This is a genomic window from Kingella sp. SNUBH-2017 (assembly GCF_028680565.1).
GTDB classification, from domain to species: domain Bacteria; phylum Pseudomonadota; class Gammaproteobacteria; order Burkholderiales; family Neisseriaceae; genus Kingella_D; species Kingella_D pumchi.
Genome location: NZ_JAPHVK010000004.1, coordinates 1 through 18,425, shown reverse-complemented (window position 1 = coordinate 18,425; position 18,425 = coordinate 1). Strand labels below are relative to the sequence as shown.

The following is an 18,425-nucleotide window of genomic DNA, read 5'->3' as shown; positions in this document are numbered from 1 at the left end:
TGGATGGGACGAAACGGTAGGATTGTCTGTTTTGCCGTTCCACCTTACGATGATGTGGCTGGCGGCAGTAGTTGCCAGGCGTTTCGGGTATTCGGTTTTATTCGTTTGTTTTAAAGGAGTCATTATGTCCGCCAAATTCTTATTGCTGCTGGGTTTGCTGGCCGCTGCCGGTGTTCAGGCTGCCCCGTTGTCCTATAAGAACACAATGCTTACGGTAACGGCCGATTGCAACAAAAGTAAAAATCCGACCTGCCACCAGCTGACGGTTTCCTATCCCAAAACCGGCGACAAGGCGCTGGATGCGTGGGCATTGCAGGCGGTGAAAAAATCCGTCGGTACCCATAATCTGTCGGCACCGGCGCTCAAAGCTTTTTTGGCAAAAGACGAAGTGCTGCGCGAAACCAATAAAATGAATCGGGAGCGGCGCAAGAGCCCCTGCTATTTAAGCTATGTCCGGAGCATGGAGCTGGAAGGGCAGACGCCCAACTATGCCGTATTCGGCGAAGAAGTTTGGGAATACACCTGCGGCGTGCACGGCAACGGCACGCATACTTTGTCGGTGCTCAAACGCGGTACCGCCAATCCCCAGCCTGTGCCGCTGCAAGATATTCTGCTGCCCGGTAAAAAGGACAAACTGGTACAGTTGCAGAAAAACGGTTATGTAAAATATCTGATGAAAAAGTATTTTCCATCTGCCAAAGAAGCCCTTGACTATGCAAACGGATACAATAAGGAAGGTTTCAAAGGAACAGACAACTGGCGTTTTGCCAAAGGCGGCCTGGTTTTCTTCTTCCAAAGCTACGAAATCGGCGCCTACGTCATCGGCACGCCTGAAATCTATATTCCGGCTAAGGATTTGAACGGTATTGTCAAACCCGAAATCCTGCGCGAAGCGGCGCGCTACCAAATCAATCCCCGCATCTTGAAAGAGAATAAAAACGCCCGCTAACAGGATTCGATCCGTTTCCGAAGGCAGCCTGAAAAGTTTTCAGGCTGCTTGACGCTTGTTGTCCGGAATATTTTGCCTTACGCTGGCGCAGCTTGGCGGCACGCGCGTCGGCGTTTTGTTATCCGTTTTGTTTTAAAGGAAAATCATGTCTGCCAAATCCCTGTTTTTGCTAAGCCTGCTGGCTGCCGCCGGCGTTCAGGCCGCCCCTTTGTCGTTTAAAACCGTCTCCACCACGGTAAAGGCCAACTGCGTCAAAAGCAGCTTGCCCGATCGGACGGACTGCCACGAGCTGGAAGTTGCCTACCCGCAAACCGGCGACAAGGCGCTCGATGTGTGGGCGCGGCGCCAGATGCAGAAGGCCGTAGGCACCGATAATCTCTCGCCCAAAGCGCTTAAAGCCTTTTGGCTGAAAAACGAAGAAGTAGCGGAAGTCAACAAGGACAACAAAGAGCGGGAAAAAGACGACTCCGCTTGCCATCTGAGCGTTATCCACGCGCTCCAATTGGAAGGGCAGACACCGAATTACGCCGTCTTCGGTGAGGAAGACTGGGGCTACCACTGCGGCCCGCACGGCAACGGCACGCACACTTGGTCGGTGGTCAAACGCGGCACGGCCAAGCCCAAAGCGCTGGCACTCAAAGACATCCTGCTGCCCGGCGGCCACGCCAAGCTCGTCAAGCTGCAAAAAACGGCGACTGCCGAAGGTTTGCTGAAAGGACACAGCGACGATTTCTCATCACTTCAGGATGCCATCCGCTCGCTTGACGATTACAACGGCAAAAACTTCAAAGGCACCGACAACTGGCGCTTTGCCAAAGGCGGGCTGATGTTTGAGTTCCAAAGCTACGAAATCGGCCCCTACCTGCTCGGCCGCCCCGCCGCCTATATCCCGCTTGCCAAGCTCAAAGGCATCGTCAAACCCGAAATCCTGCGCGAAGCGGCGCACTACCAAATCAGCCCCGACATTCTGAAAGAAGACAAGAACGCCCGTTAGTTAAAAGATTTTTGTCCGCTTCCGAAGGCAGCCTGAAAACCCGATTTGCGGTTTCAGGCTGCTTTTGCCTTTTCAGGCTGCCTACAACTCCCGCAAAAACGCCTGCACAAAGGCGATTTTCTGCTGCTCGTCCAGCGCATTGAATTCGTCCTGCCGCTCGCGGATATGGTCGATCAGCGGGTAGAACTCTTCGTCGATGCGGCGTTTGTCGAGCTTGGCGGCGAGGTTGGTTTCGTTGCTGCGGCCGAGCAGTTTGGACACCAGATAATAGGGCGATTTGAGCTTGAACAGCATTTGCTGCGTGGCGGCGTCGAACACCATAAAGCCTTCGTGTTCCACCGTTTGCAGCAGGGTTTTCAGCTCGCCGAAACTCAGGCCGCGCAGGGTGGCGGGGCGGCGGATGTTGTGGGCGGCGGCCAGGCGGTCGAGTTCGGCTTCGGCAAACTGGCGGCCGGTGGCCACGTCAATCACGCCAATCAGGGTTTCGCCAAGCAGCTCGCGGATAATGTGCGGGTCGCTTTCGTCTGTGATTTCAAACAGAAAAGTGTGGTTTGGGTGGGCGGTAAACAGGTCTTCGTACTGCGCGCAATGGCTTTGCACCATATCGGCAAAGGCGCTGTCGAGCGAGCCGGTGGTGGAATAAAGCGTGGTGTTGTCGAAGGCCGCGCCGCGGCTGGGATGGCCTTCAGGCAGGCGCACGTGGGTGCAGCAGCCGAGAAAACCGTTGATTTTGACCACGGCATCCACGCGTTGCGCGTCGTCCATTTTCAGCGGGTATTTGCTGTTTTTTGCCGTGCGTTCGGAGTAGTTGAACACTTTTTTAAACGGGCGAACGATGATGTGGTTGTGCTCGTCGATCACCATGCCGCGCATTTCCAAGAGCGCGTCGTCGAAGCGGTTGTCGTAGAACACGCTGCGGGCGTATTTGAGCACGCGCAATCCGGGGTGGCGGCGCGAGGTTTTGGCGGTGAAGTTGCGCCGGCCGAGGGCGAGATACTCGGCGGTAACGAAGGTTTGCCGCGCTTCGTCAAAGGGCAGCGCATCGCAGGTAAAGCGTTCCATCTGCGCCAACAGCGCGGCCTGCGCGGCGGACATCGGCTGCACGGCGGGGATGTGGACTTCTTCGCGCAGGCGGTTTTGGTTCAGCTTCAGATAGGCGGCCAGCGTGTCGGTTTCGCCCACACCGTGTGCGTTGTCAAAGAAATTGTGCAGGCGGCACACTTCTACGGCAAAGCCGTGTTTCTTTGCCATCTGCATCATGGCGATGCAGGCGGACGATTTCTGGTTGGTGTTGGAATTGAGCACCAGCATCGGCCGCGCTCGCTCGGACTGGCCGCGCCTAAAGGCATCGCGCATCGCCGCCTGGCCGCGCCGCTGCGCTTTGTCCAAGGCTTCGGGCGACCAGCGGTACACGCCGTTTTCGTCGGTAAGCAGCAAATCGTTTTCGATGCGCACGACTTCGCCGTCGGGATACTGCGCGAGAAACTCGGCGGTTTTCTGCGCGGCAAAAGTCGATTTGCCCGAGCCTTGATGGCCGCGTAACAACAGGAAAGTTTGGGTTTGCATTTTTAGTCCTTTTGAATTGGGTTTGGGTTTGTGGGGTTTCAGGCTGCTTTGAAAGCAGCCTGAAAGGTATCGGCTGCCGTGTTCCCTCTCCCGCCAAAGCGGGGGGCTAGGGTGGGGGCGGTGGCTGCTGCGGAAACTTTTCAGGGTAACGGTAGCGGCAAACGCAGTTCTGCGAACTGCCACCCCCACCCCAACCCTCCCCCGCGCTTGGGGCGCAGGGGAGGGAGCAAGGTTGCGCTGGGATGGGTGTTTCAGGCTGCTTTTGGGCTTTCAGGCGGCCTAAAAACAATCAATACCGTCATTAAATACCGTCACTCCCGCGCAGGCGGGAATCTTGTTTAATGTTCAAAAATTTTTGAAAAAACAACCTACTGTTTAAGTTCAACCAAGATTCCCGCCTACGCGGGAGTGACGATGATTTAACTATTTCTTGTTTTATTTTAGGTTTCGCAAAGGTTTCAGGTAGCCTTGCGCCCCAAATCGTCGTAACAGCATTCCCACAGCGGCACTTCGTCGGCGGAAACGTTTCCTGCCAGCAGCGCGGTTTCAAGGGCCGCATGGAAGGCGGTGCGGGTGGCGGGGTTTTCAAACCATTGCGCAAAGGCTTGGTTGAAAACGGCGGGGTCTTGGCGGCGGCTGGCGGACAGGTAGAAATCCTGCCGCCATTTTTTGCTGCCGACGGGCAGCGCCGTCCACGTTTCGACAAAGTCGGCCAGCGCGGGCAGGCGGTCGGCGTGCTGCGTCCAGATGTCGAGCAGTTCGGCGGTAATGTCCAAACCGGCGTGGTGGAACATGACGAGTGCGGCGGCGGGGTTGCCGTAGTCGGGTGCGGCGGTGAGTTGTCGCACAAACCAGGCGCAGGCGAAGCGGTGCATAAAGTCCAATTCGGCAGCCGACCAAACTTCGGGCAGGTCGCAGCGGAGTTTGTCGAGCTGCATTTCTTCCAAGCTGCGGATGTCTTCGCCGCGCACGATGGCTTCGAGAATGCGTGGCAGAAAGTGTTTCATGTCGCGGGCAGTAGCTGCTTCGTCGTCCAATGGGACGCTGCCGAGGTAGGCCTGCAGATAGTCTTCGGGAATGTCGCGCAGGGGAAAGCGCAGTAGTTCGCGCTGGAAGTCTGCGGGTGAGCAGCAGTCGCAGGTGCAGACGGCCAGTGGGAAATCGGCGCGGCAGGGGGCGAACAGACGGTAGGCTTCTTCGATTAGGGCGGTGAGTTGGTTGGTGTCGGTCATGGCGGGCTTTCGGGGTTTGTGGTTTTCAGGCTGCTTTTCCATCTGTACCAAAGCAGCCTGAAAAAATGGTGGACGCGACGGGATTCGAACCCGCATCAATAGGGCAACTTGGGCATTACCCCAAGCCAAGCCTGCCGTTGGAAACGCGCGCCAGTTGCAACCCGTCATCGGAGCTGCGAACCTGCATCCTCAACCGTGCCGACAGACCTACTTCAAACCAAGCGGTTCTATCCGCCCTACCTGCTGTTACACAGACTGCCTAGCTGTACTTAAACATTTTTGGCAGCGGCGCTCCCTTCAGTGCCAGCGCGCCCGTGTATCGGATTATTTGCAAGCGGTACGAATGCACCTGCTTTTATTTAATATATTAAAAAATCAATAAAATAACTTATGCCGGTGTTGTTTCCAAAATATAGCGCACGCTGCCTTGACGTACAAAAGCGCGGCGTTTGTTGGCAAGGCGCAGCACGAATAAGCCGTCCCAGCCGCCGAAGGGGTTATCTTCGCCGCGGATTTGGCCGATGATGAAAACGTTGTCAAACACTTGCCCGTCCGACATTTTGATTTGGTAACGCATCTTGGGATAAATCCTAACGGCATCCTGCGCGGCGGGCAGCGCTTGGATGCGGATGTGTTCTTGGCGTTTGTTTTCGCGTTTGGCGGAGATGAGAGCGTACGCCACGAGAAACAAAAACGCGGCAGCTAGGGCTTGCCAGATGATCATGATGGTTTCCTTTCTTTGCCGGATAGGCAGCCTGAAAAATAGAGACGGCAAGGCAGCAATGTTTGGTGGGATTGGCTCTTGCTCTAAGCGGCTGAGCCACCTTCGCGCCGTGGCGCAAGGGCGGGACTCGAACCCGCGACCCGGAGATTATCAATGTAATCCCACCGGCATTTGCCTGCCGTGCCTGGCATATAGGAATCCGAGTGCCAGGTGCGGATTGAGTGCGGAAGAATGGTTTTAAGTTTTTGAAAAAATAAATAAGATATTTTCAGGCTGCCTGAAAGCAGATTTTCGCTTTATGCGAAATCATAGAATGAAAACTAGAAATTTATGGTTTGGAATACATAGTCTCGATATTTTGAGATATTAGGGGAATCGCCCCTGCCTGCCGGACAGTACAGGCAGCCTGAAAAGCATGCGGCGGTACGGTGCGCCCGTTACCCGTTTCCCCGTACAATCCGCCCTTTGCCAAACCCATCACGAAAGATTGCCATGACCCGTATTCCGTCCATCGCCCTTGCCGCCCTGCTTGTCGCCTGCGCCGCACCTGATAGTGCGCCGCAAGATGCGTCTGCCAAGGCGCAAACTAGCAGTCGGCGCGAGCAGTCCCACGCCCTGTTCAAACAAGGCCTTAACCACTATCGGGGCAACAACTACCCCGCCGCGCTGCCGTTGTTTCAGCAGGCTGCCGCGCTGGGGGATGCACGGGCCGAAGGCTATCTCGGCCGCATTTATCTCAGCAACTACGCGCAGAAAAACCACGAGCAAGCCTTTATTCACTTTAAAGCCGCCGCCGAACAAGGCGACACGGCCTCCGAATTCTGGCTTGCCGCCTGCTACGACAACGGCGCCGGCACCGCGCCCGACCCCGTTCGGGCCATGCGCTGGTACCGCGCCGCCAGCCGGCACGGCGACGAAACCGCTGCCCTGGCCAAACTGGCCATCGGACGGATCTATGAGCAGGGCAGGGGCACCGCGCCCGACCGCGCCGCTGCCGCCGAGTGGTATCAAAAAGCCATGGAAGCGACGGACGATAATAGCATCAAAGCCCAAGCGCAGGCCGCGTTGGACCGCCTGAATGCCGCAGCGGCCAAGCAGCCTGAAAAATAATAGGCCGCCCGCACACGCCGTCCGTGCCGTGCAAAGGCCGTCTGAAAAGTCTTTTTGCTTTTCAGACGGCCTTTTTGGGGCTTTCAGGCTGCTTTGGGGCTTTCAGGCTGCCTGAAACCGTTGCGCGCCTTGCTCCCTCCCCTGCGCCCCAGCGCGGGGTAGGGTTGGGGAGGGGGTGGCAGTTTGCAAAACTGCGTTTACCGCTGCCGTTGTCCCGTAAAAATTTCCCCAGCGGCAACCGCCCCACCCTAGCCCTCCCCCGCAAGCGGGAGAGGGGATGCGCTGGCTGATATGTTTCAGGCTGCCTTATGCGAGCGCAGTTTCGCGGCGAAAAACACCAGTGTCGCCGCTACGGCCAGGGCGCAGCCCATGGCCAGGTGGATGCCGTCGAGCATTTTGGCCTGCGGCGTGGCGGCGGATGAGAGCTGTTCGCCAATATTGGTGGCGCCGACGAAAAACGCTGCGCCCACCGCGCCCGCAATCGGGTTGATGGTGGTCATAATCGCCGCGCCGTGCGGGTTGAGCTGCTTGGGCAGGGCGTTCAGGCCGAGAGTTTCGCCGGTAACGCAGCCGGACACGGACACCGCCATCAGGGCAAACATCGCCGAGAGCACGGCGGTTTGCGTGTCGAGCCGCAAAAACAGCCACATCACCGAGAGCGACACCACCATCATCACGGTGGCGGGCAATACGACAAAACGCCCGCCTTTTTTGTCGAGCAGACGGCCAAACAGCGGCGCGGCGGCGGCCTGCGCGATGCTGGCGGGCAGCAGAATCAGGCCGGTGGCGGTGCCGGTGAGCAGCAGCACCTGCTGGGTGTACATCGGCATCATCAGTTCCAGCCCCAAAAACAAAAACACCGCGCCCGCCAGTATCACCACGCTGTAACGAAACTGCGCATAGCCGAAAGCGCGCAGGTTCAACAGCGGCGTGGCCAGATGAAACTGGCGGCGGGCAAACCAGGCAATCAGCACCAGCGAAGCGGCAGAAAGCAGCACAAAACGCTCCCACGGCAGCGCGGCGAAATTGCTGCTGGCGTACACCAGCGCGCCGAAGCCCGTTATCGACAATACCGCCGAGAGCGCGTCGATTTTCGGGCGGGTAATCCGGCTCAGGTTCACCGTTAAAAACTTCGCCACCAGCGCCATCGCCGCCAGCATAAACGGCGCGGTAAAGCCAAACAGCACGCGCCAATGGGTGTGGTCGATGATGATGCCCGAGAGCGTCGGTCCCATCGCCGGCGCGGCGGTGAACATCATGGTAATCATGCCCATCGCCGTGCCGCGCCGCTCGGGCGGGTAAATCGACAAAATACCGTTAAACAACAGCGGCACGAAAAACGCCGCCGACACCGCCTGCACCATCCGCCCGGCCACCAGTACGCCGAAAGTCCGCGCAAAGGCGCATACCAGCGAGCCGGTTAAAAACACCGCCTGCGTCAAAAGCACCATGCGGCGCGTGTCCAGCCATTGGATCACCCCCGCCGTAATCGGCGTAAACGCACCCATCACCAGCAAAAAACCGGTGGTCAGCCACTGCACCGTGGTTTTGTTCACGCCGAAGTCGCGCATAAATCGCCCCCATCGCTTTCAGCAAGCGCAGCCGGCACAGGCAGGATGGGCGCGGAACGCACGCGCTTTTCAGGTAGCCCATCCCCCTTTTCAGGCTGCCCAATCCCCTAATTTTCAAAGAGATGAATATGACACCGAACAACCCAACGGGCGCATCTTGGTATGCCGACCCATCGCAGGGCAGCCTGCCCGATTCGTTCAACCTGTTTCAGGAACAATTCTTAAAGCCTTTGGGAAAAACCACTGCGAACATCGAACGGGAAAAAGAAAGTGCCGAATACGGCGCGGTTCGTTTTGAAATGGACGGACAAACCTGTTTGTTTCGTCAGGCCAAACACACGCCCAAAAAAATCGGCCAATTTGTCGTGCTTTGGAAACGCCCGGCAATGTCCGGCGAAATCGCGCCGTTTGACCGCGACGACGGCATTGATAAGGTGATTGTCTTGGCAGACGAACATCCGCGCTTCGGCGTGTTCGTTTTCCCATGTAGGCTGCTGACCGAAAAAGATATTTTTTCTGAAGAATCCATAGGGGGAAAACGCGCGTTTCGGGTTTACGCCCCTTGGGTGATGCCGTCGGCGGCACAGGCCAAGCGGGCCAAAATTTGGCAATGCGCCCACTTTGTGGAACTTACGGATACGGCTCAAGGGCTGGCACAATTAGCCAAGCTGCTTTAAGCCGAAAGGCAGCCTGAGAACGTGTTCATTATCTCAGCCTCTGCTGTAAACTATCGGTATGAACAGAAAAACCTACCCAAGCGATATCAGTCGCGAGCAATTTGCGCCTCTCCTTCCCCTGCTGGAAAGTGCCCGTAAACGTATAGCACCGCGCCACGCCAGGTGGACTTGTACGATGTCTCGTGCCATTCTCTACCTGCAACGCACTGGCTGCTCCTTCGGCGTGAGCGCGACATTGAGCAGCGTGTCGTTGAGATAACCGAAAAACGCGCCGATAAATAATGTGGCAACGATGGTTTTGGCGGGGAAGTCGGGGTGGTCGGCGTGGTATTCGTGTTCGGCAGGGGAATCGTTTTGGGCTGTGTGCATGGGAAAGGGTTGGGCTGAGGTGGATAAAGGGGCGGATTCTAACATTGCGCAACCCAAGCAGCCTGAAAACGGTTTTCAGGCTGCTTGGCGATACGGCAAGGGGCAGGCAGCCTGAAAGGCGCCGATGCGGTTTCAGGCTGCTTTCGGGTGTGGTTTGCTGCCGCAAAATGTGGCGGGATTGGATTTTCAGGCTGCCTGATACGGAATCGGGCAGCCTGAAAATATTTGCTATCGGGTTGGCCAACGGTAAGGGCGCAAGGCTTACACAAAGCCCATCGCGCTCTGGCTGCCTTCTTTCAGGCTGCATTCGCGGCGGATAGCTTCGAGCAGCGCGGCGGCATCGGCAAAGGGAATGATGCGCGCCTGGCGGGCGGCGGTGGCAAAATCGCCCGGGGCGAGCTGGCGGATGCGCGACAGCTCGGCTTTCAGGCTGTCGGGGCAGTCCAGCCCCAGCGCGGCGCAGTGGGCTTCAAAGAGCTGCCAGGCTTGGTCGTGGCGCAGGTGGGAAAACTCGATTTTGAAATCGAAGCGGCGCAGCGCGGCTTGGTCGAGATTGGCCATCAGATTGGTGGTGGCGACAAAAATGCCGGGGTAGTTTTCCATCTGGGTGAGCATTTCGTTTACCTGGGTCACTTCCCAGTTTTGCCGCGCCGAGCGGCGGTCCTGCAAAAAGCCGTCCACTTCGTCGAACAGCAGCACCGCTTCTTCGCTGCGGGCTTCGTCGAAGGCTTGGGCGATCAGCGCTTCGGTTTCGCCGACGTATTTGGACAGCAGATCGGAGCCGCGCTTGTAAATCATGCGGCGGCCGGACTGCTCGGCCAGCCAGGCGGCGTAGGCGCTTTTGCCGGTGCCGGGCGGGCCGTACAGGCACAGGGTGCCGCGGCCGGCGCGGGCGATGCCGGCGCCGAGGGCATCGACGTCCTGGCGGCTGTTGATCCAGCGGATGTCGTAAAGGTCGGGCAGGCGGGCGCCGCTGTCGAGGGCGTGGATGTTGCCCTGCGCTTTGAGGGTGTTGTGCAGCAGTTTTTGAAACAGCTCGCCTTTTTGTTCCTTGTCCCAGCCGGCGGCGGCGTGCTCGGTAACCTTGTGGGCTTTTTTCAGCAGCGCCGGCACCAGCGCTTCGTGCTCGGCCAGGCTGCGGATTTTGGACTTGGGCAAAAAAGACTCGGCATAGCCGGCGATCATGTCGGCGCGGCGGGTGGCGGGCGGCGCTTTCATTTCGATGACGATATCGAAGCGGCGCACGGCGGACGGGTCCATCAGCGAAACGTTGTTGCACACCCACACCATCGGCACGGCGTTGTTTTCGAGCATGCGGTTGAGCCAGGCTTTGTTGAGACTGAAATGGCTCTGGCCGCGGTCAAACAAGTCTTCGATTTCGTCGAACATCAGCATGGTGCGCTGGCCGGCGAGAATGTTTTGCGCCATGCGCAGGGCGTTCATGCGGTCGAAGCGGTCGGCGGGGCGGTCGTCGTTGTTGCCCGTCCACGAGATTTCGTAGAGTTCGACGTCCAGCGCTTTGGACAGGGCGCGGGTGAACTCGGTTTTGCCGGTGCCGGCCACGCCGTGAATCAGGATGTTGCAGCCGCGCGCCTGATGCTCGAAAGCGTGCGCCAGATGGTTTTTTGCCGCCGGCACCAGCACGCCCAGATGGGCAAAATCATCCAATGCCAGCTCGGTTTGCGGCGCGACTTGGATGTGCTGCTTGAGAATTTCGGCGGGGGTAACCGGCAGCGACACCATCAGTTCGGCAAAGCGGTGGGAGAGCAGGTCGATTTTGCTGCGCAGGTAGAACTCGTCGTCGTGGTCGAGACTGACCAGCCCGATGGACGCCAGCCGGCCGCGCGGCGCCAGCGCATCGGCGATGTCGCTTTCCGGCAGGCGCAGCAGCGCGGCGAGCGCGGCGCAAACGGCGGAGTCGTTCATCTCGCCCAGCAGCGTGCAGGCGCGCGCCAGATCGGCACGGGTGTGCAGCAAAATGGAAAAAGCCAGCACGCGGCAATCGGTGTCGGAAAAGCCGAAACGCTGCTCCCACTGCGCCAGATTGCCGCGCAGCGTGTCTGAGATGCCCTGCTGCCACACGTCTTCAAAACGGTGGTTTTCCTGCCATTGGCGGTAGCTTTCTTTCAGGCGGCGGCGGGCGGCCACTGGGTCGAATTCGTCCTGCTCTTCGTCGAACCAGTCTTCCGCGCCGATCAGCTTGGCGGTGCCGGCGTGCTCGAAGCCGTGCGGGCCGACCAGCTGCTTCTGCCCGTTGAGCGGATAAAGAATGTCCCACGCCCAATGCACAATCAGGGTGTCGAGCGGGGTGGTTTGGGTGGTGGTGTTCATATTTCACTCGCGGCAAAGGGTAATGGGAAAGAGACGGCGCAGGTAGCCTGAAAAACGGTGTGCGGGTTTGAGCGGGAAGGCCGGATGCGGGAATCCGGCCTATGGCTGCTGCTTTGGGCTTTCAGGCTGCCTTTGTAGGGTGAGCACCGCGCACCTTTAACCGTGTCGGCAGCCGTTTGGTGCGCGGTGCGCACCCTACGCATCCCTTGCAAGCAGGTTGCTTTTAGGTTTTCAGGCTGCCCGCGTATCCGTGGCAAACGGGCTGTTTTCGGCTTTCAGGCTGCTTTTGGATTTTTCGGCGGCGGCAAATGCAAAGCGGGCGGCACGCCGCCCGCTGTCCGGCAGCCGTTTTCAGGCTGCCAGCGTTTCCACCTGTATCATTTCGCCCTGCGGCACCACCGGCGCGGCCGGCGGCAGATCGCTGCGGCGCAGACGGGGAGCGGGCGGCGGTTCGAGACGGGCGGCAGCGGCAATCAGCGCGCCGACCTGGGTTTCGACCAGCTGCAGGCCGCCCAAGTCCAGTGTGGCAGCCAGACGGGCAATGCTCTGGCGGTCGTAACTGCTGTCGTTGCTGCCGGCGGCGGCTTTGGCAGCGGGCGCGGCGGCAGCGGCAGACGGCGCTTGCACGGCGGCGGTTGCGGCGCTTACGCTTGCTGCGGCAGGCTCTAAAGCGGCAGCGGGCGTTGGTGCATCGGCGTTTGCCGCGTTCGGGCTGCCTGCGTTTTCAGGCTGCTTTTCGCTATCGGCGGCAGCCTGAAAGGCAGCGTCGCCGTCCAATACCGCGGCTACAGCCTGCTGCACGCGCTCGGCGCTGTCGGCAATCCACACGTTTTCGTCGTTGGCGGCATTGTCGGCGGCGGACGTTTCAGGCTGCGTTGCCGGCGGCGGGGTCAGGCCGAGCACATGGGCGGCAGCCTGCTGTACCAGCAGCGCGGCTTCGGCGACATCGAAATACTGCTCGACTTTGGCGGCCGACGGAATGTGGCGGCGCTTGTCGTTGCGTTCTTTGCGCTGGCGCGGGGCTTCGGCGTTTTCCTGGCCGCCCAGATGCACTACCAGCGGTTTTTGTTTGCCGCCGCGGTTTTTGTTGCGGTTTTTGCCTTCCTTGCCGCCGGTTTTGCCGTTATCGGCAGCGGCGGTTTCCGCTCCGGCATTTTCAGGCTGCTTGGCGGCCGGCGGCGCGGCTTGGGCGTCGGCCTTGGGCGCACGCTCGTTCTGCTGGCGCTCGTTTTGGCGTTCGGCCTTGGGCTGGCGCTCTTGGCGCGGCGCTTTGGGCTGCTGGCTGCGTGCGTTGTCGCGGCTGTCGGCTTTGGCGGTGTCGCGTTTGTTGTCGGCACGCTCGTCGCCTTTGGCTTCGGCTTTTTCAACTTTTTGCTTGGGGTTTTCGCTTTCGGCGCTGCGTGGTTTGCTGTGGCGGTTGGGACGCTGGCGCGCGGCCTGCGGTTTGTCGCTTTTGGCGGCGGGTTTGTCTGCTTTGGCGCTGCCGCCGAACAGGCTGCCCAGCCAGTTTTTCAGGCTGCCCAGCAGCGAGGGCTTGGCCACCGGTGCCGGCGAGGCGTGTTTGAGGCCTTTGACGGCGGGTTCGGGGCGGGCGGCTTTTTCGCTTTTCTTGCCGGCAAAGGGCACGCTGTCGCCGTTTTCAGGCTGGCTGACACGCTTGTAGCTGGGTTCGGCGTCGTCGTCCACGTCGTCGGTGCGCACGCGGCTGATTTCGTAGTGCGGGTTTTCCAGGCCGGTGTTGGGAATCAGGAAAACGGAAACGTCCAGCCGCTCTTCCATGCCGAAGAGTTCGGCGCGCTTTTCGTTGAGCAGGAAGGTGGCGACATCAACCGGCACCTGCACGTGCACTTCGCCGGTGTTGTCTTTCATGGCGGCGTCCTGAATCAGGCGCAGAATGTGCAGAGCGGTGGATTCGATGCTGCGGATGACGCCGGTGCCGGCGCAGCGCGGGCAGGCGACGTGGCTGGACTCGCCGAGCGCGGGTTTGAGCCGCTGGCGGGAGAGTTCGAGCAGGCCGAATTTGGAGAGTTTGCCCATCTGCACGCGGGCGCGGTCTTTTTTCAGGGCGTCGCGCAGGGTGTTTTCGACTTCGCGCTGGTGCTTGGGGTCTTCCATGTCGATGAAGTCGATGACCACCAGTCCGCCCAAATCGCGCAGGCGCATCTGGCGGGCGACTTCTTCGGCGGCTTCCATATTGGTTTTGAAGGCGGTCTCTTCGATGTCGGCGCCGCGGGTGGCGCGGGCGGAATTGACGTCGATGGAAACCAGCGCTTCGGTGTGGTCGATGACGATGGCGCCGCCGCCCGGAAGGTTTACCGAGCGGGAAAAGGCGGTTTCGATCTGCTGCTCGATCTGCAGGCGGGAAAACAGCGGGGTGTGGTCTTCGTAGAGCTTGAGTCGGCCGAGATTGGCGGGCATCACGTAGCTCATAAACTCGAATACCTGCTCGTAAACTTCGCGGTTGTCGACCAGGATTTCGCCGATGTCGGGGCGGTAGTAGTCGCGGATGGCGCGGATCAGCAGCGAGCTTTCCATAAACAGCAGATAGGGCTTGCTGTGGGCGGCGGCGGCTTCTTCGATGGCCTGCCACAGTTGCAGCAGGTAGTTGAAATCCCACTGCAGTTCTTCCACGCTGCGGCCGATGCCGGCGGTGCGGGCGATCAGGCTCATGCCGCGCGGCACTTCGAGTTCGGCCATCGCCGCTTTAAGTTCGGCGCGCTCGTCGCCTTCGATGCGGCGGGAGACGCCGCCGCCGCGCGGGTTGTTGGGCATCAGCACCAGATAGCGGCCGGCCAGCGAGATAAAGGTGGTGAGCGCCGCGCCTTTGTTGCCGCGTTCGTCTTTTTCCACCTGCACGATGACCTGCATGCCTTCTTTGAGCACGTCTTGGATGCGGGCTTTGCCGCCTTCGTAGTCTTGGAAATAGGCGCGGGAGACTTCTTTGAAGGGCAGAAAGCCGTGGCGGTCGGTACCGTAATCGACGAAGCAGGCTTCCAGCGAGGGTTCGATGCGGGTGATGACACCCTTGTAGATATTGCCTTTGCGCTGCTCTTTGCCCAGGGTTTCAATGTCCAGGTCGAGCAGGGTTTGGCCGTCAACGATGGCCACGCGCAATTCTTCCGAATGGCGGGCGTTAAACAGCATGCGTTTCATGGGTTTGCACCTTTTTGCGAGTGCGGCGCCCGAAAGAATGTCGCAGTAATCAGTTTTTAAACGTAATACCCCGCGCTGCACGCGGCAGCCGGGGAACAAGAGAGAGAAATAAAGATCGATTTTGCAATGGGGCTGTGCCGGATGGGTCCGGCAGGCAGCCTGAAAATAAGAAACTGTGTCTGCCGGCCGCATTCGGGGCGGCAACAGATTCTGAGACAGCCGTCGTCTTTCTTGTATTTGGGATGGGCAGCGGGGATGCAGGCTGCGCGGCGGTGTCGGCGCCGCGTCTGACGCGCTGTTTTGCGGCCGCTGCCGTTTAAACTTAATTACGGTTTCATCCGGCAAGGCTGTGTGGTGCCGGACGAAGGAATTGCTTTGCGGGGTGCCGTTTTCAATTAAAATAGACTGCCGCCCGCCGTTTCGATTAAGGTTTTCCGGCTTGTCCGAACAGGATTTTCTCTTTTCGACAATGCATTTTCGGCGGGAAGGCAGCCTGAAAAACCGCGCGCCGCCGCTCATTAGCAGATTGCGGCGGGCACAGCCAGCGATTATAGAGAAAATGCCTACGATTAGCAAAGATTCGGTCAGTCATCTGACCGTCGGCAGCGAAGAAGCCGGCCAGCGGCTCGACAACTATCTGGTCAAAATCCTAAAAGGCGTACCCAAAAGCCACATCCACCGCATCATCCGCGCCGGCGAAGTGCGCGTGAACAAAAAACGCGCCAAGCCCGAGCAGCGCACCGCCGAACACGACATCATCCGTCTGCCCCCCATCCGCACCGCCGCTCCCGCAGGCAGCCTGAAAAACGGTTTTCAGGCTGCCCCGCCGCCGCGCGAATTCGAGATTGTTTTTGAAGACGACGCCCTGTTGGTAATTGACAAACCCGCCGGCGTCGCCGTGCACGGCGGCAGCGGCGTCAGCTTCGGCGTGATCGAACAAATCCGCCGCGCCCGCCCCCAAGCGCGCTATCTCGAACTCGTCCACCGGCTCGACAAAGACACCAGCGGCCTGTTGATGATTGCCAAAAAACGCAGCGCCCTGGTGAAGCTGCACGAAGCCATCCGTGCCGGCGAGCCGGAAAAAAGCTATCTGGCGCTGGGCGTCGGCGCCTGGCAGCCTGAAAAACGCCACGTGCGCGAGCCGCTGCTCAAATACACCGGCGCGCAGGGCGAAAAAATGGTGCGCGTCTCGGCCGACGGACAAAGCGCCCACACCGTTTTCAGGCTGCTCGAACACTACGGCGGCAGCGTGCTGCACCAAATCGGCATCTCGCAGCTGAGTTTGGTTGAAGCCACGCTGAAAACCGGCCGCACCCACCAAATCCGCGTGCACATGCAGTCGCAACATTGCCCGATTGCCGGCGACGAGCGCTACGGCGACTACCAGGCCAACCGCCGCCTGCCCAAAATCGGCCTGCGCCGCATGTTCCTTCACGCCGCTCGCCTGAAACTGCGCCACCCCTTAAGCGGCGAGCCGCTCACGCTCGAAGCGCCGCTACCGGATGATTTGCAGAATCTTCTGGTAATGCTCAAAGCAGCCTGAAAGCTGCCGTTTCTGTTTTTCAGGCTGCTTTTCAGGCTGCCTGAAAGCCGTTTTTTGAAAGAGACCCATGTCCGAAATCGTTACCCTTACCGCCGGCAACGGCCAGACCGTGCGCTTTTACAACGAAATCAAAGCGCAGGGCGGCATGAAAGACGTTTATTTCTCGCCCGACGGCGGCTATGTCGTCGCCTTTTACCGCCGCGAAGCCGATGCCGACACCCGCGAGCGGCTGGAAATGATTACCGGCGCCTACCGCGAGCGCATTTTCGGCCAGGAAGGCGGCAGCTACCTGCAAAACCTTTACTGCTGGCCGACGGCGGTGGTCGAATGGCAGGGGCGGCTGGGCGTGGTCGCGCCGTTTTACCGGCCGTGCTTTTTCTTTGAACACGGCAGCCGCAACAACGATATGCTCGGCATCAAAGGCAAGGAAAAAGACGGCAAATGGTTCGCCAGCGCCGCCAACCGCAGCAAATTCCTCGACCCGCGCGAATTGGGCAACTGGATGATGCACCTGAAAGTCTGCATTATGCTCGCTCGCGCTGTGCGCCGCATGCACATGGCCGGGCTTTCGCACAGCGATTTGGGCTACAAAAACTGCCTGATCGACCCTACCACCGGCCAGGCCAGCCTAATCGACATCGACGGCCTGGTGGTACCCGGCAAACACCCGCCCACCGTCGTCGGCACGCCCGACTTTATCGCCCCCGAAGTCGTCGAAACCGCCCATCTCGACAAAAACGACCCTGCCCGCAAGCTGCCCTCGCGCAGCACCGATTTGCATGCGCTGGCCGTTTTAATCTATATGTATCTGCTCTACCGCCACCCGCTGCGCGGCGACAAAGTCCACGATGCCGACGACAGCCAGCGCGATGAAGAACTAATGATGGGCGCCGCCGCGCTGTTTGTCGAACACCCCGCCGATGCATCCAACCGCATCCGCATCGAGCATCTCAAGCCGCACGAACTGCCGTGGAAAGACACCGCTGCCGTGCCCTATACCGTTTGCGGCCCCTATCTGGCCGCTCTGTTCGAGCGCGCCTTTATCGACGGCCTGCACCGCCCCGCCGAGCGCCCGTCCGCCGACGAATGGGAGCAGGCGCTGGTCAAAACCGTCGATCTGCTCCAGCCCTGCGCCAATGCCGAATGCGGCCAGAAATACTATCCCTTTGACAACCGCGTCCAGCCCAAATGCCCGTTTTGCGGCACGCCCCACCGCGGCAGCCTGCCGGTGCTGAACCTCTATTCGCAAGACCCCGACGGCAAATACCGTCCCGACCAGCACCGCATTATGGTCTATAGCGGCCAGTCGCTGTTTGCCTGGCACGCCGACCGCAACATCTTCCCCAACGAGCGGCTAAAACCCGAAGATACCCGCCGCGTCGCTTATTTTGTCGAGCATCAGGGGCAGTGGTGGCTGGTAAACGAACGGCTCGACGGTCTGTATGACGCCGTCGCCAAAACCCCCGTCCCGCCCGGTGAAAAAGTCCTGCTGACCGAAGGCGCGCAACTGCTGCTCCAGTCCGATCCCGGCGGCCGCCTTGCTGCCGTACAGATGGCCGGAGCAGCCTGAAAACGGGTTTTCGCAGTAAAAGCAGCCTGAAAAACCGAGCGCACGGTTTTTCAGGCTGCTTTTTTGGTTTCAACAGGTAGCCGATGTTGTCAAAACCAACATTGGCGAGAGTTGGGGGCAGTTTACAGATCTACGCGTGCTGCACCGTAGGTAAAAGAAAACACGACAGCCAGCCGGTATCTGCAAACCGCCCCCAAAATAAAGTGTCTAAGGAGATTTTTTAGTCCACTCCTTGGCACATTTCCTTGGCACATTTTTTGCTTGTTTTTACCCAAGTAATTCTTTCATGCAATAGCAATATAGTTGCTTTTTTAATTCATGGAGCCCTGCTATGAACAAACACTGCCATAAAATTGTTTTCAACCGCCGCCGCGGCATTCTGATGGCCGTAGCCGAGACCGCAGTCGGGCAGGGCAAAAGCCCCGGCGAGCGCTCAGGCGGAGAAACCGGTGGCGGTAACGGCAGTCTAAAAACCCATTCAGGCTGCCGTTTGCATTTGGGCACGCTGGCTTTCAGCCTGCTGCTCGGTTTCGGTTCGGCCCTGATTGTGCCCGCCGCCGCTGCCGACATCCAAGCCGACAAATCCGCCCCCAAATCCCAGCAGCCCGTCATCCTGCAAACCGGCAACGGACTGCC

The 18,425-nt window shown here is 59.4% G+C and carries 13 protein-coding genes and 2 pseudogenes; 8 read left to right on the top strand and 7 right to left on the bottom strand.

What is annotated here, in order from left to right:
- Nucleotides 1-124 precede the first annotated feature (124 nt).
- Together OP500_RS04460 and OP500_RS04455 are read left to right on the top strand one after the other, a co-directional pair.
- Nucleotides 125-949 carry an RsiV family protein gene (locus OP500_RS04460; RefSeq protein WP_238745017.1) on the top strand — a complete coding sequence of 275 codons (825 nt, stop codon included), beginning with the start codon at nt 125-127 and terminating at the stop codon, nt 947-949.
- 145 nt (nt 950-1,094) lie between these two features.
- Nucleotides 1,095-1,943: an RsiV family protein gene (locus OP500_RS04455; protein WP_238745015.1), complete on the top strand. Its 849-nt coding sequence runs from the start codon at nt 1,095-1,097 to the stop codon at nt 1,941-1,943.
- A gap of 81 nt (nt 1,944-2,024) precedes the next feature.
- On the opposite strand, the gene OP500_RS04450 is transcribed toward OP500_RS04455, so the two are convergent.
- The 3 genes from OP500_RS04450 to OP500_RS04440 form a co-directional block, all read right to left on the bottom strand.
- Nucleotides 2,025-3,509, bottom strand: a complete 1,485-nt coding sequence (locus OP500_RS04450) for an RNA ligase (RefSeq protein WP_238745013.1) — start codon at nt 3,507-3,509, stop codon at nt 2,025-2,027.
- A gap of 458 nt (nt 3,510-3,967) precedes the next feature.
- The gene (locus OP500_RS04445) at nt 3,968-4,741 is read right to left on the bottom strand and encodes a hypothetical protein (RefSeq protein WP_238745011.1); all 774 of its coding nucleotides are present in this window, start codon (nt 4,739-4,741) and stop codon (nt 3,968-3,970) included.
- Between the two features lie 388 nt (nt 4,742-5,129).
- Nucleotides 5,130-5,465 carry a hypothetical protein gene (locus tag OP500_RS04440; RefSeq protein WP_238745009.1) on the bottom strand — a complete coding sequence of 112 codons (336 nt, stop codon included), beginning with the start codon at nt 5,463-5,465 and terminating at the stop codon, nt 5,130-5,132.
- 492 nt (nt 5,466-5,957) lie between these two features.
- Between OP500_RS04440 and OP500_RS04435 the strand changes: the two genes are divergently transcribed.
- Nucleotides 5,958-6,575 carry a tetratricopeptide repeat protein gene (locus OP500_RS04435; protein ID WP_238745007.1) on the top strand — a complete coding sequence of 206 codons (618 nt, stop codon included), beginning with the start codon at nt 5,958-5,960 and terminating at the stop codon, nt 6,573-6,575.
- A 296-nt stretch (nt 6,576-6,871) separates the two neighbouring features.
- Here the strand turns inward: OP500_RS04435 and OP500_RS04430 are convergent, their stop codons facing one another.
- Nucleotides 6,872-8,146, bottom strand: coding sequence for an MFS transporter (locus OP500_RS04430; protein WP_238745005.1), 1,275 nt, complete (start codon nt 8,144-8,146; stop codon nt 6,872-6,874).
- Nucleotides 8,147-8,274: 128 nt separating this feature from the next.
- Here OP500_RS04430 and OP500_RS04425 point away from each other — a divergent pair, with 128 nt between their 5' ends.
- Together OP500_RS04425 and OP500_RS04420 are read left to right on the top strand one after the other, a co-directional pair.
- Nucleotides 8,275-8,823 (top strand): MepB family protein, encoded by a 549-nt coding sequence (locus tag OP500_RS04425; RefSeq protein WP_274070306.1) that lies wholly within the window; start codon nt 8,275-8,277, stop codon nt 8,821-8,823.
- A 58-nt stretch (nt 8,824-8,881) separates the two neighbouring features.
- A pseudogene (locus OP500_RS04420) lies at nt 8,882-9,043 on the top strand (IS5/IS1182 family transposase); the annotation flags it as partial.
- Here OP500_RS04420 and OP500_RS04415 read toward each other — a convergent pair.
- The 3 genes and pseudogenes from OP500_RS04415 to OP500_RS04405 form a co-directional block, all read right to left on the bottom strand.
- A pseudogene (locus tag OP500_RS04415) lies at nt 9,043-9,192 on the bottom strand (MFS transporter); the annotation flags it as partial. The pseudogenes OP500_RS04420 and OP500_RS04415 overlap by 1 nt on opposite strands.
- Before the next feature lie 261 nt (nt 9,193-9,453).
- On the bottom strand, nt 9,454-11,523 hold the full coding sequence (locus OP500_RS04410; protein WP_274070305.1) for an AAA family ATPase: 2,070 nt from the start codon (nt 11,521-11,523) through the stop codon (nt 9,454-9,456).
- 351 nt (nt 11,524-11,874) lie between these two features.
- On the bottom strand, nt 11,875-14,676 hold the full coding sequence (locus tag OP500_RS04405) for an Rne/Rng family ribonuclease (protein WP_274070304.1): 2,802 nt from the start codon (nt 14,674-14,676) through the stop codon (nt 11,875-11,877).
- A 559-nt stretch (nt 14,677-15,235) separates the two neighbouring features.
- Here OP500_RS04405 and OP500_RS04400 point away from each other — a divergent pair.
- From OP500_RS04400 to OP500_RS04390, 3 genes are all read left to right on the top strand, one after another.
- A complete protein-coding gene (locus OP500_RS04400) occupies nt 15,236-16,219 on the top strand; it encodes an RluA family pseudouridine synthase (protein WP_274070303.1) in 984 nt (327 codons plus the stop codon).
- Nucleotides 16,220-16,286: 67 nt separating this feature from the next.
- Nucleotides 16,287-17,789, top strand: a complete 1,503-nt coding sequence (locus OP500_RS04395; RefSeq protein ID WP_274070302.1) for a helix-hairpin-helix domain-containing protein — start codon at nt 16,287-16,289, stop codon at nt 17,787-17,789.
- 331 nt (nt 17,790-18,120) lie between these two features.
- Nucleotides 18,121-18,425 (top strand): ESPR domain-containing protein (locus tag OP500_RS04390; RefSeq protein WP_274070301.1); only part of this gene is annotated, 305 nt, incomplete at its 3' end.

Coding starts and splice junctions, on each gene's coding strand:
- OP500_RS04460 (WP_238745017.1), top strand. CDS start 125: ATGTCCGCCAAATTCTTATTGCTGCTGGGTTTGCTGGCCGCTGCCGGT.
- OP500_RS04455 (WP_238745015.1), top strand. CDS start 1,095: ATGTCTGCCAAATCCCTGTTTTTGCTAAGCCTGCTGGCTGCCGCCGGC.
- OP500_RS04450 (WP_238745013.1), bottom strand. CDS start 3,509: ATGCAAACCCAAACTTTCCTGTTGTTACGCGGCCATCAAGGCTCGGGC.
- OP500_RS04445 (WP_238745011.1), bottom strand. CDS start 4,741: ATGACCGACACCAACCAACTCACCGCCCTAATCGAAGAAGCCTACCGT.
- OP500_RS04440 (WP_238745009.1), bottom strand. CDS start 5,465: ATGATCATCTGGCAAGCCCTAGCTGCCGCGTTTTTGTTTCTCGTGGCG.
- OP500_RS04435 (WP_238745007.1), top strand. CDS start 5,958: ATGACCCGTATTCCGTCCATCGCCCTTGCCGCCCTGCTTGTCGCCTGC.
- OP500_RS04430 (WP_238745005.1), bottom strand. CDS start 8,146: ATGCGCGACTTCGGCGTGAACAAAACCACGGTGCAGTGGCTGACCACC.
- OP500_RS04425 (WP_274070306.1), top strand. CDS start 8,275: ATGACACCGAACAACCCAACGGGCGCATCTTGGTATGCCGACCCATCG.
- OP500_RS04410 (WP_274070305.1), bottom strand. CDS start 11,523: ATGAACACCACCACCCAAACCACCCCGCTCGACACCCTGATTGTGCAT.
- OP500_RS04405 (WP_274070304.1), bottom strand. CDS start 14,676: ATGAAACGCATGCTGTTTAACGCCCGCCATTCGGAAGAATTGCGCGTG.
- OP500_RS04400 (WP_274070303.1), top strand. CDS start 15,236: ATGCCTACGATTAGCAAAGATTCGGTCAGTCATCTGACCGTCGGCAGC.
- OP500_RS04395 (WP_274070302.1), top strand. CDS start 16,287: ATGTCCGAAATCGTTACCCTTACCGCCGGCAACGGCCAGACCGTGCGC.